At 66.4% G+C, this 15,889-nt stretch carries 11 protein-coding genes; all 11 read right to left on the bottom strand.

Features of this window, described 5'->3' with window-relative positions; translation table 11 throughout:
• Positions 1-94 precede the first annotated feature (94 nt).
• The 11 genes from hemE to IG194_RS15620 all read right to left on the bottom strand — a co-directional run bounded on the left by hemE (position 95) and on the right by IG194_RS15620 (position 15,876).
• Positions 95-1,159 carry a uroporphyrinogen decarboxylase gene (hemE, locus tag IG194_RS15670; RefSeq protein WP_058488154.1) on the bottom strand — a complete coding sequence of 355 codons (1,065 nt, stop codon included), beginning with the start codon at positions 1,157-1,159 and terminating at the stop codon, positions 95-97.
• Between the two features lie 250 nt (positions 1,160-1,409).
• On the bottom strand, positions 1,410-2,828 hold the full coding sequence (locus tag IG194_RS15665) for an FAD-dependent oxidoreductase (protein ID WP_058488153.1): 1,419 nt from the start codon (positions 2,826-2,828) through the stop codon (positions 1,410-1,412).
• A gap of 27 nt (positions 2,829-2,855) precedes the next feature.
• Positions 2,856-7,301, bottom strand: coding sequence for a glutamate synthase large subunit (gene gltB, locus IG194_RS15660; protein ID WP_043313190.1), 4,446 nt, complete (start codon positions 7,299-7,301; stop codon positions 2,856-2,858).
• A 219-nt stretch (positions 7,302-7,520) separates the two neighbouring features.
• The gene (locus IG194_RS15655; protein WP_043268470.1) at positions 7,521-9,197 is read right to left on the bottom strand and encodes an AAA family ATPase; all 1,677 of its coding nucleotides are present in this window, start codon (positions 9,195-9,197) and stop codon (positions 7,521-7,523) included.
• A gap of 6 nt (positions 9,198-9,203) precedes the next feature.
• Positions 9,204-10,310, bottom strand: coding sequence for a 3-dehydroquinate synthase (aroB, locus tag IG194_RS15650; protein WP_043313186.1), 1,107 nt, complete (start codon positions 10,308-10,310; stop codon positions 9,204-9,206).
• A 51-nt stretch (positions 10,311-10,361) separates the two neighbouring features.
• Positions 10,362-10,880 carry a shikimate kinase AroK gene (gene aroK, locus IG194_RS15645; RefSeq protein ID WP_024128057.1) on the bottom strand — a complete coding sequence of 173 codons (519 nt, stop codon included), beginning with the start codon at positions 10,878-10,880 and terminating at the stop codon, positions 10,362-10,364.
• Positions 10,881-10,888: 8 nt separating this feature from the next.
• Positions 10,889-12,982, bottom strand: coding sequence for a type IV pilus secretin PilQ (pilQ, locus tag IG194_RS15640; protein ID WP_058488152.1), 2,094 nt, complete (start codon positions 12,980-12,982; stop codon positions 10,889-10,891).
• Between the two features lie 56 nt (positions 12,983-13,038).
• Positions 13,039-13,563, bottom strand: a complete 525-nt coding sequence (gene pilP / locus IG194_RS15635; protein WP_009613643.1) for a type 4a pilus biogenesis lipoprotein PilP — start codon at positions 13,561-13,563, stop codon at positions 13,039-13,041.
• Complete coding sequence (gene pilO, locus IG194_RS15630) at positions 13,560-14,216, bottom strand: type 4a pilus biogenesis protein PilO (RefSeq protein ID WP_009613645.1); 657 nt, start codon at positions 14,214-14,216, stop codon at positions 13,560-13,562. Before pilO ends, pilP begins: the two co-directional genes overlap by 4 nt.
• The gene (gene pilN, locus IG194_RS15625; protein ID WP_009613648.1) at positions 14,213-14,812 is read right to left on the bottom strand and encodes a type 4a pilus biogenesis protein PilN; all 600 of its coding nucleotides are present in this window, start codon (positions 14,810-14,812) and stop codon (positions 14,213-14,215) included. Before pilN ends, pilO begins: the two co-directional genes overlap by 4 nt.
• Entirely contained in the window at positions 14,812-15,876 is a 1,065-nt protein-coding gene (locus IG194_RS15620) for a pilus assembly protein PilM (RefSeq protein ID WP_009613650.1), read from the bottom strand. Before IG194_RS15620 ends, pilN begins: the two co-directional genes overlap by 1 nt.
• Positions 15,877-15,889 lie beyond the last annotated feature (13 nt).

The following is a 15,889-nucleotide window of genomic DNA, read 5'->3' as shown; positions in this document are numbered from 1 at the left end:
GCTCGGGTATTTCTCTGGAAGTCCAAAAGCCAGAGCGAATGCGCTTTGGCTTTTCGTAGGAGCGAGCTTGCTCGCGAGCCACCGCAGCTTCCGCTCAGTGATACTGCGCCGACAGCTCGTGCACCGCCTCGAAGAAGGCGCCGGCGTGGGCCGGGTCGACTTCCGGGGTGATGCCGTGGCCGAGGTTGAACACGTGGCCGCTGCCCTGGCCGTAGGCGCCGAGGATGCGCGCCACTTCGCGGCGGATGGCTTCCGGGTTGGCGTAGAGCACCGACGGGTCCATGTTGCCCTGCAGCGCCACCTTGTCGCCGACGCGGGCGCGGGCGCTGCCGATGTCGCAGGTCCAGTCCAGGCCCAGCGCTTCGGCGCCGGTATCGGCCATGGACTCCAGCCACAGACCGCCGCCCTTGGTGAAGAGGATCACCGGCACCCGGCGGCCGTCGTGCTCGCGGATCAGGCCGTCGACGATCTTCTTCATGTAGGCCAGGGAGAATTCCTGGTAGGCCGCCGACGACAGGCTGCCGCCCCAGGAGTCGAAGATCTGCACGGCCTGGGCGCCGGCGCGGATCTGCCCGTTGAGGTAGCTGGTCACCGACTGCGCCAGCTTGTCGAGCAGCGCGTGCATGGCCTGCGGGTTGTCGTAGAGCATCGCCTTGGACTTGCGGAAGTCCTTGCTGGAGCCGCCCTCGACCATGTAGGTGGCGAGGGTCCAGGGGCTGCCGGAGAAACCGATCAGCGGCACCCGGCCGTTCAGTTCGCGGCGGATGGTGCGCACCGCGTCCATGACGTAGCCCAGGTCCTTTTCCGGATCGGGGATCGGCAGCGCCTCGATGTCGGCCAGGCTGGAGACCACCTTCTTGAAGCGCGGGCCTTCGCCGCTCTCGAAGAACAGGCCCTGGCCCATGGCGTCGGGGATGGTGAGGATGTCGGAGAAGAGGATCGCCGCGTCCAGCTGCGGATAGCGGTCCAGCGGCTGCAGGGTCACCTCGCAGGCCAGCTGCGGGTTCATGCACAGGCTCATGAAGTCCCCAGCCTTGGCGCGAGTGGCGCGGTATTCCGGAAGATAGCGGCCGGCCTGGCGCATCATCCACACGGGGGTGACGTCGACGGGCTGCTTGAGCAGGGCACGGAGGAAGCGATCGTTCTTCAGGGCAGTCATGGCGGCATCCGGCAAAAAAGTGCGGGCATTTTCGCAAAGCCCAAAGCAAAAGGCACGGCGGGGGCCGTGCCTTTTGTCCATCGCGGCATTCTGCCGCAGCGCCATACATCTTTTGCAGGAGCGCGCCCTGCGCGCGATTCGCGGGCAGGGCCCGCTCCTACAGGGGCAGGGTTCGCAGTCGTAGGATGGGTTGAGCGAGGCGATACCCATCCTACGAAAAGCGCCTCGGCGCAGCCGGCAAGACAGCCAATCAGACGCCGAGGTAGTCGAGGATGCCTTCGGCGGCCGTGCGGCCTTCGAAAATCGCCGTCACCACCAGGTCGGAACCGCGGACCATGTCGCCGCCGGCGAAGATCTTCGGGTTGCTGGTCTGGTGCTTGAACTGCGCGGCGGCCGGGGCGATGACGCGGCCCTGACTGTCGATCTCGACCTGGTGCTGCTCGAACCAGGGCGCCGGGCTCGGGCGGAAGCCGAAGGCGATCAGCACGGCTTCGGCCGGGATGATCTCCTCGGAGCCCGGGATCGGCTCGGGGCTGCGGCGGCCACGGGCGTCCGGTTCGCCGAGACGGGTCTCGACCACCTTCACGCCTTCCACCTTGTCCTCGCCGACGATGGCGATGGGCTGGCGGTTGAAGAGGAACTTCACGCCCTCTTCCTTGGCGTTCTTCACCTCTTTGCGCGAACCGGGCATGTTCTCTTCGTCGCGGCGGTAGGCGCAGGTCACGCTCTTGGCGCCCTGGCGGATGGAGGTGCGGTTGCAGTCCATCGCGGTGTCGCCGCCGCCCAGGACCACCACGCGCTTGCCCTTCATGTCGACGAAGTCCTCGGGAGACTTCTCGAAGCCGAGGTTGCGGTTCACGTTGGCGATCAGGAAGTCCAGCGCATCGTGCACGCCGGGCAGGTCCTCGCCGGGGAAGCCACCCTTCATGTAGGTGTAGGTGCCCATGCCCATGAACACGGCATCGTACTCATCGAGCAACTGCTCCATGGTCACGTCCTTGCCGATCTCGGTGTTCAGGCGGAACTCGATGCCCATGCCGCTGAAGACTTCGCGGCGGCGCGACAGCACGTGCTTTTCCAGCTTGAACTCGGGGATGCCGAAGGTCAGCAGGCCGCCGATTTCCGGGTTGCGGTCGTACACCACCGGGGTCACGCCGTTGCGCACCAGCACGTCGGCGCAGCCCAGGCCGGCCGGGCCGGCGCCGATCACCGCGACGCGCTTGCCGGTGGGCTTGACCTTGGACATGTCCGGGCGCCAGCCCATGGCGAAGGCGGTGTCGGTGATGTATTTCTCCACCGAGCCGATGGTCACCGCGCCGAAACCGTCGTTGAGGGTGCAGGCACCCTCGCAGAGGCGGTCCTGCGGGCACACCCGGCCGCAGACTTCCGGCAGGGTGTTGGTCTGGTGCGACAGCTCGGCGGCGGCCAGGATGTTGCCTTCGGAAACCAGCTTCAGCCAGTTGGGGATGAAGTTGTGGACCGGGCACTTCCACTCGCAGTACGGGTTGCCGCAGCCCAGGCAGCGATGGGCCTGGTCAGCCGCCTGCTGCGGCTTGAACAGGTCGTAGATTTCCACGAACTCGCGCTTGCGCTGGCGCAGCAGTTTCTTCTTCGGATCCTTGCGCCCGACTTCGATGAACTGGAAGTCATTGTTGAGACGTTCAGACATTTCAAGACCTCTTCAGACTTCAGGCGCTTATTGCGGGTTGGCACGGGTGCTGGTCAGCAGGGAACCGAGGCTCGCGGCCTTCGGTTTCACCAGCCAGAACCGACGCAGGTAGTCGTCGAGGTTCTCCAGCAGGTTCGCACCCCACTCACTCGCCGTTTCCTCGACATATTCCACCAGGACCTTGCGCAGGTGGCTGCGCTGGGCCTCCATCGCCTCGCCGCTGATCCGCTGGATTTCCACCAGCTCATGGTTCACGCGGTCGACGAAGGTGTTGTCCATGTCCAGGACGTAGGCGAAGCCCCCGGTCATGCCGGAGCCGAAGTTGTAGCCGGTCTTGCCCAGTACGCAGACGAAGCCGCCGGTCATGTACTCGCAGCAGTGGTCGCCAGTGCCTTCCACCACCGCGTGGGCGCCGGAGTTGCGCACGCCGAAACGCTCGCCCGCGGTGCCGGCGGCGAACAGCTTGCCGCCGGTGGCGCCGTACAGGCAGGTGTTGCCGACGATGGCCGACTCCTGGGTCTTGAACGGGCTGCCCTTGGGCGGGGTCACCACCAGCTTGCCGCCGGTCATGCCCTTGCCCACGTAGTCGTTGGCGTCGCCTTCCAGGTACAGGTGCAGGCCGCCGGCGTTCCACACGCCGAAGCTCTGCCCCGCGGTTCCCTTGAAGCGGAAGGTGATCGGCGCCTTGGCCATGCCCTGGTTGCCGTGCACCCGGGCGATCTCGCCGGACACGCGCGCGCCGATGGAACGGTCGCAGTTGCAGATGTCCAGCTCGTACTCGCCGCCCTTGGCGCCTTCAATGGCGCCGCGGGCCAGCTCGACCATCTTCTCGGCCAGCAGGCCCTGGTCGAACGGCGGGTTCTTCTCGACTTCACAGAACTGCGGCTTCTCGGCCGGGATCAGGTCGCTGCCCAGCAACGGGGTTAGGTCGAGGTTGCCCTGCTTGGCGGTTTCGCCGGGCAGGATTTCCAGCAGGTCGGTACGGCCGATCAGCTCGGCGAGGCTGCGCACGCCCAGCTTGGCCAGCCATTCGCGGGTCTCGCTGGCGATGAAGGTGAAGAAGTTCGTCACCATCTCGACCGTGCCGATGAAGTGGTCCTTGCGCAGCTTGTCGTTCTGGGTGGCCACGCCGGTGGCGCAGTTGTTCAGGTGGCAGATGCGCAGGTACTTGCAGCCTAGGGCGATCATCGGCGCGGTGCCGAAGCCGAAGCTCTCGGCGCCGAGGATGGCCGCCTTGATCACGTCCAGGCCGGTCTTCAGGCCGCCGTCGGTCTGCACGCGGACCTTGCCGCGCAGGTCGTTGCCGCGCAGGGTCTGGTGCGCCTCGGCGAGGCCCAGCTCCCAAGGCGAACCGGCGTACTTGATGGAGGTGATGGGCGATGCGCCGGTACCGCCGTCGTAGCCGGAAATGGTGATCAGGTCGGCATAGGCCTTGGCCACGCCGGCGGCGATGGTGCCCACGCCCGGCTCGGAGACCAGTTTCACCGACACCAGCGCCTGCGGGTTGACCTGCTTGAGATCGAAGATCAGCTGCGCCAGGTCCTCGATGGAATAGATGTCGTGGTGCGGCGGCGGCGAGATCAGCGTCACGCCGGGCACCGCGTAGCGCAGGCGGGCGATCAGGCCGTTGACCTTGCCGCCGGGCAGCTGGCCGCCCTCGCCGGGCTTGGCGCCCTGGGCCACCTTGATCTGCAGGACCTCGGCGTTGACCAGGTATTCCGGGGTCACGCCGAAGCGGCCGGTGGCCACCTGCTTGATCTTCGAGCTCTTCAGCGTGCCGTAGCGCGCCGGGTCCTCGCCGCCCTCACCGGAGTTGGAGCGCCCGCCGAGGCGGTTCATGGCTTCGGCCAGGGCCTCGTGGGCCTCCGGCGACAGCGCGCCGAGGGAGATGCCGGCGGCGTCGAAGCGCTTGAAGATCGACTCCAGCGGCTCGATTTCGTCGAGGCTCAGCGGCTGCGCGGCGGTCTTCACCTGCAGCAGGTCGCGGAGCATCGACACCGGGCGCTTGTCCACCAGCGCGGTGTATTCCTTGAACTTCTCGTAGTCGCCCTGCTGCACGGCGGCCTGCAGGGTGTTGACCACGTCCGGGTTGTAGGCGTGGTACTCGCCGCCGTAGACGAACTTCAGCAGGCCGCCCTGCTGGATCGGCTTGCGGTTGTTCCAGGCATCAAAAGCCAACAGCTTCTGCTCGTTCTCGATGTCGAGGAAGCGCGCGCCCTGGATGCGGCTGGGCACGCCCGGGAAGCACAGGCCGGTGACCTCGTCGGACAGGCCGATGGCTTCGAACAGCTGGGCGCCGCGGTAGGAGGCGATGGTGGAGATGCCCATCTTCGACAGGATCTTCATCAGGCCCTTGGAGATGCCCTTGCGGTAGTACTTGAACACCTCGTAGAGGTCGCCCAGCACTTCGCCGGTGCGGATCAGGTCGGCCAGCACCTCGTAGGCGAGGAACGGGTAGACCGCCGAGGCGCCGAAGCCCACCAGCACCGCGAAGTGGTGCGGGTCGCGGGCGGTGGCGGTCTCCACCAGGATGTTCGAGTCGCAGCGCAGGCCGGTCTGCACCAGGCGGTGGTGCACGGCGCCCACGGCCAGGGCCGCGTGCACCGGCAGCTTGCCGGGGGCGATGTGGCGGTCGGAGAGCACCAGCAGCACCTTGCCGGCGCGCACGGCTTCCTCGGCCTGGTCGGCGATGTTGCGCACGGCCGCTTCGAGGCCGACGGACTCGTCGTAGTTCAGGTCGATGTGGTGGCGGTCGAAGCCCGGGCGCTCCAGGTTCATCAGGCTGCGCCACTTCGCCGGGGAGATCACCGGGGTGGTCAGGATGGCCTGGTTGGCGTGGTGCGGCGACTCTTCGAAGATGTTCTGCTCGACGCCCAGGCAGGTTTCCAGGGACATCACGATGGCTTCGCGCAGCGGGTCGATCGGCGGGTTGGTGACCTGGGCGAAGACCTGGCGGAAGTAGTCGTAGGGCGAGCGGATGCGCTTGGACAGCACCGCCATCGGGGTGTCGTCGCCCATCGAGCCGACCGCTTCCTGGCCCTGCTCGGCCAGCGGGCGCAGCACCTGGTCACGCTCCTCGAAGGTGACCTGGAACATCTTCATGTACTGCTTGAGCTGGTCGCTGTCGTAGCTGGCCACGCCCTGGTCGTCTTCCAGGGTCGCCTGGATGCGCAGCGCGCGCTGGCGCAGCCACTGCTTGTACGGGTGGCGCGACTTCAGGCGATTGTCGATGTCCTCGGTCTGCAGCAGCTGGCCGGTCTCGGTGTCCACCGCGAGGATCTGCCCCGGGCCGACGCGGCCCTTGGCCAGCACGTCCTCGGCCTTGTAGTCCCAGACGCCGATTTCCGAGGCCAGGGTGATGTAGCCGTTCCTGGTGGTGACCCAGCGCGCCGGGCGCAGGCCGTTGCGGTCGAGCAGGCAGACGGCGTAGCGGCCGTCGGTCAGCACCACGCCGGCGGGGCCGTCCCACGGCTCCATGTGCAGCGAGTTGAATTCATAGAACGCGCGCAGGTCGGCGTCCATGGTCTCGACGTTCTGCCAGGCCGGCGGAATGATCATGCGCAGGCCGCGGAACATGTCCATGCCGCCGGTGACCATCAGCTCGAGCATGTTGTCCATGCTCGAGGAGTCCGAACCCACGCGGTTGACCAGCGGACCGAGCTCGTCGAGGTTCGGCATGAACTCGTTGACGAACTTGCTGCGCCGGGCCTGGGCCCAGTTGCGGTTGCCGGTGATGGTGTTGATCTCGCCGTTGTGCGCCAGCAGGCGGAACGGCTGGGCCAGCGGCCACTTCGGCAGGGTGTTGGTGGAGAAGCGCTGGTGGAAGACGCAGATGGCAGTCTTCAGGCGCTCGTCGGAAAGGTCCGGATAGAAGGCGGCGAGGTCCGCCGGCATCATCAGGCCCTTATAGATGATGGTCTTGTGCGAGAAGCTGCAGACGTAGTGGTCGGCGTCGGCGGCGTTGGCCACCGAGGAGCGCCGACGGGCGCAGAACAGCTTCACGGCGAAGTCCTGGTCGGACAGGCCTTCGCCGCCGACGAACACCTGCTCGATCTGCGGCAGGCGCTCCAGGGCCAGGCGGCCGAGCACGCTGGTGTCGATCGGCACCTTGCGCCAGCCGACCAGCTGCAGGCCTTCGGCCTCGATCTCGCGGTTCATGTTCGCGCGAGCGGCCTCGGCCTTCACCGGGTCCTGGTTGAAGAAGACCATGCCCACCGCGTACTGGGCGGGCAGATCGGTCGCGAATTCGGCCTTGGCCACCGCCCGCAGGAACTCGTCGGGCTTCTGGATCAGCAACCCGCAGCCGTCCCCGGTCTTCCCGTCCGCGTTGATCCCACCTCGGTGGGTCATGCAGGTCAGTGCTTCGATGGCGGTTTGCAGAAGTTCGTGGCTTGGCTCGCCCTGCATATGGGCGATCAGGCCGAATCCGCAGTTATCCTTGAACGTCTCAGGATGGTACAGACCTGCTTTCATAGGGAACTCTCACCGGCAAAACTTTTTTAATTCAGCGACTTCGCCTGTCTTCTCGCTCAAGCGGCAAGTTTCCGACAGGCAAAGGGAGGCCATTGTACATAGGTACAAGGCGCCTCACAAATTTTTGGCGAGAGGCTGAAACTGGATGTCGCATTCCTGAAAGAAAAAACCCGCCAGTCGTGCTTGTGACTGGCGGGTTTTCATTTTTGCGACAGCGCGTCAGCGGGCGCTGGCGATTTCCTGCTGGATGCTGGCGAAGGTGCGCGGCCAGGGTTTGCCGCCCTGGGCCTTGGCCGACAGGCTCTTCACCGCGGCCACGGCGGCGGCGCGGCTGGGGAAGCTGCCGTAGGTCACCACGTAGAAGGGCTTGCCCTGCAGGGTCTTGCGGAAGTAGCGGTACTCGCCGCCGCCCTGCTTGCTGATGTAGGCCTTGGCGCTGGCCTCGGAGCCGGTGCCCAGCACCTGCACAGCATAATTCCCCGCGGGCTGCGAGCGATACCACTGGCTACCGGCACCACCGGCGGCGGCGCTGGCCTTGGCCGGGGCCGCCGGCTTGCTCGGCGCAGCCTTGGCCACGGCCTTGGGTTCTGCCGGCTTGGCCGCGGGCTTGGCGACCGGTTTCACCGGCTCGGCCTTGGCCACCGGTTTGCTGACCGGGGCCGGGGCAGGCGTCGAAACCACCGGCTGCGCCGGAGCGCTCGCCACGCTCGGCGCCGGCGGCACCGGGTTCAGCGGTTGCGGCGCGCTCTTGCCGGCCAGCGGCGCGAGCGGCGGTGCGGAGGTGGTCACGGTCGGCGGCACGCCAGGCGCGGGCATGGCGCCTTCGTCGGCGTCTTCCTGGCCACCGGCCTGGGCCATGGGCTCGCGGATGACCGGCTGGGCCTCGCCCACCAGCGGCAGCGGCACCGGCTGGTTGGAACCGGCGAACTCCACCGAGGGGCCGGAGCCCGAGGCCGGCGCCTGGGCGGCGCCCGGCTGCGCGGCGGAACCCATCGGCAACTGCGCGGAAGCCTGGGTGGCGGCGCTATCCGGCTTGCTGGTGCGGCCCTGCATGAACCAGGCGGCGACCACGCCGATGGCGACCACGCCGAGGATCAGCAGATGTTTCTTCGGCAGGCGCAGACTGGCGCCAGGAGCGGCCTTGCGGGCGCCGCCACGGTCGGCCAGCATCGCCTCGATCAGGGCGTCGCGGGCCACCTGGTTGATCGAGCCCGGCCAGCCGCCGGACTGCTCGTGGATGTCGGCCAGCAGGTCGTCGGAAATCAGCTCGGCGCCCTGCCCTGCGCCTTCCAGGCGCTGCGCCAGGTATTCGCGGGTCTCTTCCTCGCTGTAGGGCTGCAGCTCGATGGCGTGGAAGCGCTCCTCGCCCTCGGACAGCGCCTCCAGCCGCGACAGCAGCTCGGGCTCGCCGAACAGGAACACGTGCAGGCGCGCTTCGCTGTTGCCGGCGGCCAGCAACAGCAGCACCTCGAGGGCGCCGTCACGCAGCTGCTCGGCATCGTCCACCAGCAGGTAGACGTCCTGCCCGGTGATCGCCAGTTGGGCAACCTTGGCCAGGATGGCCTCGATGCTCACCTGGGTGATGCCCAGGCCCTGGGCCAACTGGCGCATCAGCGTGGCTTCGTCGGCCGCCGAGCGGCCGGAGATCACCACGCTGGACACCGCATCCTTGTTGGTGCTGGCCACCAGGGCCTGGCGCAGCAGCGTCTTGCCGCTGCCCAGGGGGCCGGTCACCGCCAGCAGCAGGTGGCTGTAGCGCGCCAGGTGGTGCAGTTGGCCCAGCACCGGCTTGCGCTGTGCCGGGAAGAACTTGAAGCCAGGAACCCGCGGAGCGAAGGGGTCGTGGCTGAACTGGTAGTGGGCCAGGAAGGCCTCATCGGCATGCAAGCTGGACATGGGACCTCAATGTTCTCCTAACTGATCGACCAGGGCCTGGTAATCAGTACGCAGGGTTTCTTCCAGAATCTCACGAGGGAAGTCCGCAGTGACCACCGCATCCCCCAGCCCTTTCAGCAATACGAGGCGCAGACGGCCGTCGAGCACTTTCTTGTCCACCGCCATGTGCTCGAGGAAGTCCCCGGCGCTCATTTCCTTCGGCGGCACCACCGGCAGCTTCGCCCGTTGCAGCAGGCGCACGCCGCGGTCGCGCTCGGCGGCGGTCAGCCAGCCCAACAGATGCGACATCTGCAGTGCCATCACGGTTCCCGCACCCACGGCTTCGCCGTGCAGCCAGACGCCATAGCCCATGTGGGTCTCGATGGCGTGGCCGAAGGTGTGGCCGAGGTTCAGGGTGGCGCGCACCCCGGATTCCCGTTCGTCGGCGCCCACCACCCGGGCCTTGGCCGCGCAGGAGCGCTCGATGGCTTCGGCCAGCGCGGCGGAGTCGAGCGCCAGCAGCGCGTCGACGTTGTCTTCCAGCCAGGCGAGGAAAGGCTCGTCGCAGATCAGGCCGTACTTGATCACTTCCGCCAGGCCGGCGGACAGCTCGCGCGCCGGCAACGTGCGCAGCGAGGCGGCATCGATCACCACCGCCTGCGGCTGGTAGAAAGCGCCGATCATGTTCTTGCCCAGCGGGTGGTTGATACCGGTCTTGCCGCCCACCGAGGAATCCACCTGGGACAGCAGGGTGGTCGGCACCTGGATGAAATCGACGCCGCGCTGGTAGCAGGCCGCGGCGAAGCCGGTCATGTCGCCGACCACGCCGCCGCCAAGGGCGATCAGGGTGGTCTTGCGGTCATGCCGCGCCTGCAGCAGGGCATCGAAGATCAACTGCAGGGTTTCCCACTGCTTGTAGGCTTCGCCATCGGGCAGGACCACGGCGATCTGCGCGTAGTCGGCCAGCGTCTTCTGCAGGCGCGCCAGGTACAGCGGCGCGATGGTCTCGTTGGTGACGATGGCGACCTGCCGCCCGCGGATGTGGGGCGCGAAATGACGCGGATCGTCCAGCAGCCCTTCGCCGATGTGGATCGGGTAGCTGCGGTCGCCGAGATCGACAGTGAGTGTGCGCATGAAGCCCCCAGACAGGAAAGGGCACTAGGATAACGCAGAACCGCGCGCCCTTTAATGGCGCTCCAGCCTGCGCAGGCGATCGAGTATCTCCAGCACCACCAGGCGCGGTGGCCGCTCGTCGGTTTCCACCACCACGTCGGCGATCTCCCGGTACAGCGGATCGCGCAGGGCCATGAGGTCGCGCAGGATCTGCCCCGGGTTGGGCTTCTGCAGCAGCGGCCGATTCCTGTCGCGGGCGGTGCGGGCGATCTGCTGGTCGACCGAGGCGTGCAGGTAGACCACCTTGCCGCCGGCCTTGAGCGCGGCGCGGTTGGCCTCGCGCAGCACGGCGCCGCCGCCGGTGGCGATCACCACGCCGTCGCCGTCGCAGAGCTCGGCGAGCATGGCGCTTTCCCGCTCACGAAAGCCGGCCTCCCCCTCGACGTCGAAGATCCAGGGGATGTTGGCTCCGCAGCGCTGTTCGATCTCCTTGTCGGAGTCCTTGAAGTCGAGGTGCAGCTCTTTGGCAAGAAGACGCCCGATGGTGCTCTTTCCAGCACCCATCGGGCCTACCAGAATCAGATTGGGCACGGCATTGATCAACGATCGATGGCAATGGCCTGATTATTCATGATCCGGGGAGTGAGGAAAACCAGAAGCTCGTTCTTGGTGTCCGTCACATAGTCGTTCTTGAACAGGCGGCCGACGACCGGTACGTCGCCGAGGAACGGGACCTTGGAGGTGGTCTTGGTCTGGGTGTTGGAGAACACCCCGCCGATGACGATGGTTTCACCGTCGTTGACCAGTACCTTGGCGTTGACCTCGTTCTTCTTGATCGGCGGCACGCCGAGCAGCGCGTTCTGGTAGTCGGGCTCGTCCTTGTTCACCTTGACCTGCATGATGATGCGGTTGTCCGGGGTGATCTGCGGAGTGACCTCCAGGGACAGCGCGGCCTCCTTGAAGGACACCGAGGTGGCGCCGCTGGAGCTGGCTTCCTGGTAGGGAATCTCCGAGCCCTTGAGGATCTTCGCGGTTTCCTTGTCCGAGGTGACCACCTTCGGCTGCGACACCACTTCGCCGTTGCCGGTCTTCTCCATGGCGTTGAGCTGCAGGTCCAGGGTGGTGTTGTCGGTGACGAAGCCGATGCCGATACCGGAGGTCGGGGACGCGGTGCTGACGCCCAGATCGACGAAGGTATTCGCACTGCTGGTACCACCAGTACCACCGGTGATGTTGAAGTTGCCGCGATTATTCAGCGAACCACCCCACTGCACCCCCAGCTCCTTGGTGTAGTCGACGCTGGCCTCGACGATGCGCGCCTCGATCATCACCTGGCGTACCGGGATGTCCAGCTGCGAGACGATGCGGCGCAGCTCGTCCAGGCGGTCCTGGGTCTGGTAGGCGATGATGGCGTTGGTGCGGTCGTCGACGGTGATGGAGCCACGGTTGTCGGTGCCGGCGGCAGGCTGGGCGCCCGGGCCGGAACTGGTGCCGGTCACGGACTGGAACAGCTTGGCGATGTCGGAGGCCTTGGCGTAGTTCACCTGGATCAGCTCGCGGCGCAGGGGCGCCAGTTCGGCGATCTGCTTCTGCGCTTCCAGCTCCTGGCGCTCGCGCGCGGCGATCTCGTCGGCCGGCGCCACCAGCAGGACGTTGCCGACCTTGCGCTTGTCCAGGCCCTTGGTCTTGAGCACCAGGTCCAGCGCCTGGTCCCAGGGCACGTTCTGCAGGCGCAGGGTGATGTTGCCCTGCACGGTGTCCGAGGCCACCAGGTTCAGGTCGGTGAAGTCGGCGATCAGCTGCAGCACCGAGCGCACGTCGATGTCCTGGAAGTTCAGCGACAGCTTCTCGCCGGTGTAGGCGAAGCTGTCCTTCTTGCGCTTCTCGGCCTCGTTGGCGGTCATCGGCTTGATGCTGACGGTCATGCGGTTGTCGGTCTGGAACACCAGGTAGTCGTACAGGCCGCTGGGCTCGATGACGATGCTGGCCTTGTCGCCGGCCGCCGAGGCGTTGACGAACTGCACCGGGGTGGCGAAGTCCTTCACGTCCAGGCGCACGCGCAGGCTGTCGGGCAGCTGGGTGCGCGGGAAGTCCAGGCGGATCTTGCCGCCCTGCTCCTGGATGTCCGGGCTGACGCTCGGGTCGGACAGGTCGATGACCACGTTGCCCTCGCCCTGCTCGCCGCGCTGGAAGTCGATGTTGCGGATCGCCTTGCCCACCGGCACGTAGGGCTTGGGCTGCGCCGGGCGAGGCGCCGCGGCATAGGCCGGGGCCGCGCTCGGTGCGGAGCTGGCCGCCGCGGCGGGCGCGCCGCCCCCCTGGCCAACCAGGATGATCAGGTCGTTGCCCTGGGCGCGGGTGGAATACGGCACCAGGGTGGTCAGGTTGATGATCAGGCGGGTGCGGTCCTTGGCCTCGACCACGGTCAGGCTGCGCGCGTTGCCCACGCCCAGCTCGCGGTTCTTGCTGCCCAGCTTGTTCTGCACGCCCGGCAGGTCCAGGGCGATGCGCGCCGGCTGCTCGATGGTGTAGCCACGCGGCGCGGCCACCGGCTCGTCGAAGCCCAGCTTGAGCTCCACGCGATCCCCCGGCAGCGAGGCCACGTCGACGCGCTGCAGGTTGGCGGCGAGCAGGCTCGGCGCGAAAAGGCCGGCCAACAGGGCAAAGCCCAGGCGGGTCATAGTTCTGTTCATCGTCGTCTGTATCCGTCGTGCAGACAGCAGTTTGTTATCCATGGTCATCCCCGCCCTTAGGAGCGCTCCTTGAGAGTCAGGCTGCGCGGACGTTCGAGCCAGCCACCCTCACCATCAGGAACGATCTCGACTACATCGATCTTGCCTTCGCTGATGGAAACGATCTTCCCATCGTTGCGCCCCAGATAATCCCCCACCTTGACCCGGTGCACCCCTCCTGCACCGCGGACCAGGGCGAACGTACCCTCCTGGTTGGACAGTGTCCCCACCATCTCGAAGGTCTCGATGTTGAAACCTTCGAGGAACTGCTTGACCCGCGTTTCGTCGGGCTTGACCACCTTGGAGCCCTTCTGCTTGATCGCCAGGTCGATCTTCACCGGCGGCTGGAACGGGCTGCGCAGGGACGAGGCGTTGTAGGTGAAGGCCTCGTAGGGCTGGAACTTGGGCAGCGGCTCGATGGAGCCCTTGGGCCGCGCACGGACTTCGTCCATGTACGCCTGCAGGTCGGCGAAATCGCCACCCGAACCGCAGCCGTTCAGGCTGAGCAACAACAGACCACAGAGCATCAGGCGCTTGTTCATTTCTTCGCCCCCGCCTTGTTGGCCGCCGGCTTGGCCTGCACGCCCTTGTCGTTGTAGCGGTAGGTCTTGGCCACGATGGTCATGCGCAGCTTGGTGGTACTGTCCGCACTCACGGGTTTGATCTCGAAGTCGTGCAGGGTGACGATCCGCGGCAGGCTGGCCACGCCGCTGACGAAGGTCGCCAGGTCGTGGTAGCCGCCGACCACGCTGATCTGTATCGGCAGCTCGATGTAGAACTGCTGGGTGACTTCCGGCAGCAGCTTGATTTCCTCGAACTCCAGGCCGCTGCCCAGGCCGGTGCGGGTGATGTCCTCGAGCAGCCCGGGCACCTCGGTGTCGCTGGGCAGCTGGCGCAGCAGCGCGCCGAAGGACTCTTCCATCTCCTTCATCTGGTTCTTGTAGGCTTCCAGGTTGGCCGCCTGGAAGGCCTTGGTGCCGAACTGCTGCTTGAGCGTCTCTTCCTCGGCCCGGCGCTGGTCCAGCTCGCCTTGCAGGTCCTTGAGGTGGAACTGGTAGCCGAGCACCAGCACCAGCACCATCAGCAGCGCGCCGGCGATCACCTTGGCCGCGGCGGGCCAGGAACCGACGTTGTTGAAGTCCAGCTCGTTGATGTCGATCTTGCGCAGGCTTTGCAGGGAATCGGCCAGACTCATTTCTTGGCTCCTTGCGCGACTGTCTTCTTCTCCTGCTCCTTGACCTTCTCGCCAGGCTGCGTCTGCTGCACGGTGAGCTGGAAGGTGTTGGCCTGATCGACGGCGCCCTGGGTGACCGCCTTGACCTCGGTGAGATTGGGCGAGGTCAGCCAGTCGGAGGCGTCCAGGTTGCGCATCAGGTTGGACACGCGGTTGTTGGACTCGGCGGCGCCGGCGATGGCGATGGTGTGGCCGTTCATCTTCAGGCCGGTGTAGTACACGCCATCGGGCAGGGTGCGCACCAGTTGGTCGAAGACGCGCCCGATGATCGGCCGGTTGCCCTGCAGGTCCTGGATGATCTTCATCCGCTCCAGCAATTGCTGGCGGCGCGTCTTCAGCTCGCTGATCTCCTTGATGCGGGCGTCCAGCACGGCGATTTCCTTGCGCAGGAAGTCGTTGCGCGCGCTCTGGTTCTCGATCGCCGAGCTGAAGTACTGGTCACCGAGGAACACCAGGCCGCCGGAGACCAGCAGCACGCCGCCCAGGGCAACCAGGAAGCGCTGCTTGCGCTCCTCGCGCAGCTGCTCCCGCCATGGCAGTAGGTTGATGCGTGCCATCAGTCGAAACTCCTCATCGCCAGACCGCAGGCAATCATCAGCGCCGGCGCATCACTGGCCAGCGCCCCGGCATTCACCTTGTTGCTCAGCACCATGTCGGCGAAGGGGTTGGCCACCAGCGTCGGGGTGCCGATCTTCTGCTGGATGAGCCGGTCCAGGTCGGGGATGGAAGCCGTGCCGCCAGCGAGCAGGATGTAGTCGACGTCGTTGAACTGGCCAGCGGCGAAGAAGAACTGCAGCGAACGCGAGACCTGCTGCACCACCGCATCCTTGAACGGTTGCAACACTTCGCTGTCGTAGTCATCCGGAAGACCGCCCTGCTTCTTGGCAAGGCCGGCTTCCTCCACCGACAGGCCATAGCGGCGCTGGATCTCCTCGGTGAGCTGGCGCCCGCCGAACAGCTGCTCGCGGGTATAGATGGTGCGGCCGTGGTGGAGGACGCTGAGGGTGGTCATGGTGGCGCCGATGTCGACCACCGCGACGGTCAGCTCGTCGGCGTTGCCGCCCAACTGGTCGCCGAGCAGGCCGAAGGCGCGCTCCAGCGCGTAGGCCTCGACGTCCACCACCTTGGCAGTGAGCCCGGCCAGGGCCAGCGCGGCCTCGCGCACCTCGACGTTCTCCTTGCGGCAGGCCGCCAGCAGCACGTCGACGCGCTCGGCGTTGCGCGCGGATACGCCCTGGACCTCGAAGTCGATGGCGACTTCCTCCAGGGGATAGGGAATGTACTGGTCGGCTTCGATCTTGAGCTGGTTCTCCAGCTCGTCTTCGGAAAGCCCGCCGTCCATCTCGATGGTCTTGGTGATGACCGCCGAGCCGGCGACCGCCACGGCAGCCGTCTTCACGCCGGTGCGCGCCTTGGCGACCACCCGCGACAGCGCCTGGCCGACCCCCTCCAGTTCGGCGATGTTTTTCTCGACCACCGAGTTCGGCGGGAGCGGCTCTACGGCGTAGGCCTCTACCTTGTAGCGCCCGCCCGAACGGCTCAACTCGAGGAGTTTGACCGAAGTCGAACTGATGTCGATCCCCAGCAGTGTGTTCGCTTTCTTAGTGAAGAGCCCTAGCACGACTGATTTCCTA

Source organism: Pseudomonas sp. ADPe (genome assembly GCF_014843515.1).
GTDB lineage: Bacteria > Pseudomonadota > Gammaproteobacteria > Pseudomonadales > Pseudomonadaceae > Pseudomonas > Pseudomonas citronellolis.
Note: the sequence above shows the minus strand (reverse complement) of the source record. Positions and strands in the feature narration are given on the sequence as shown.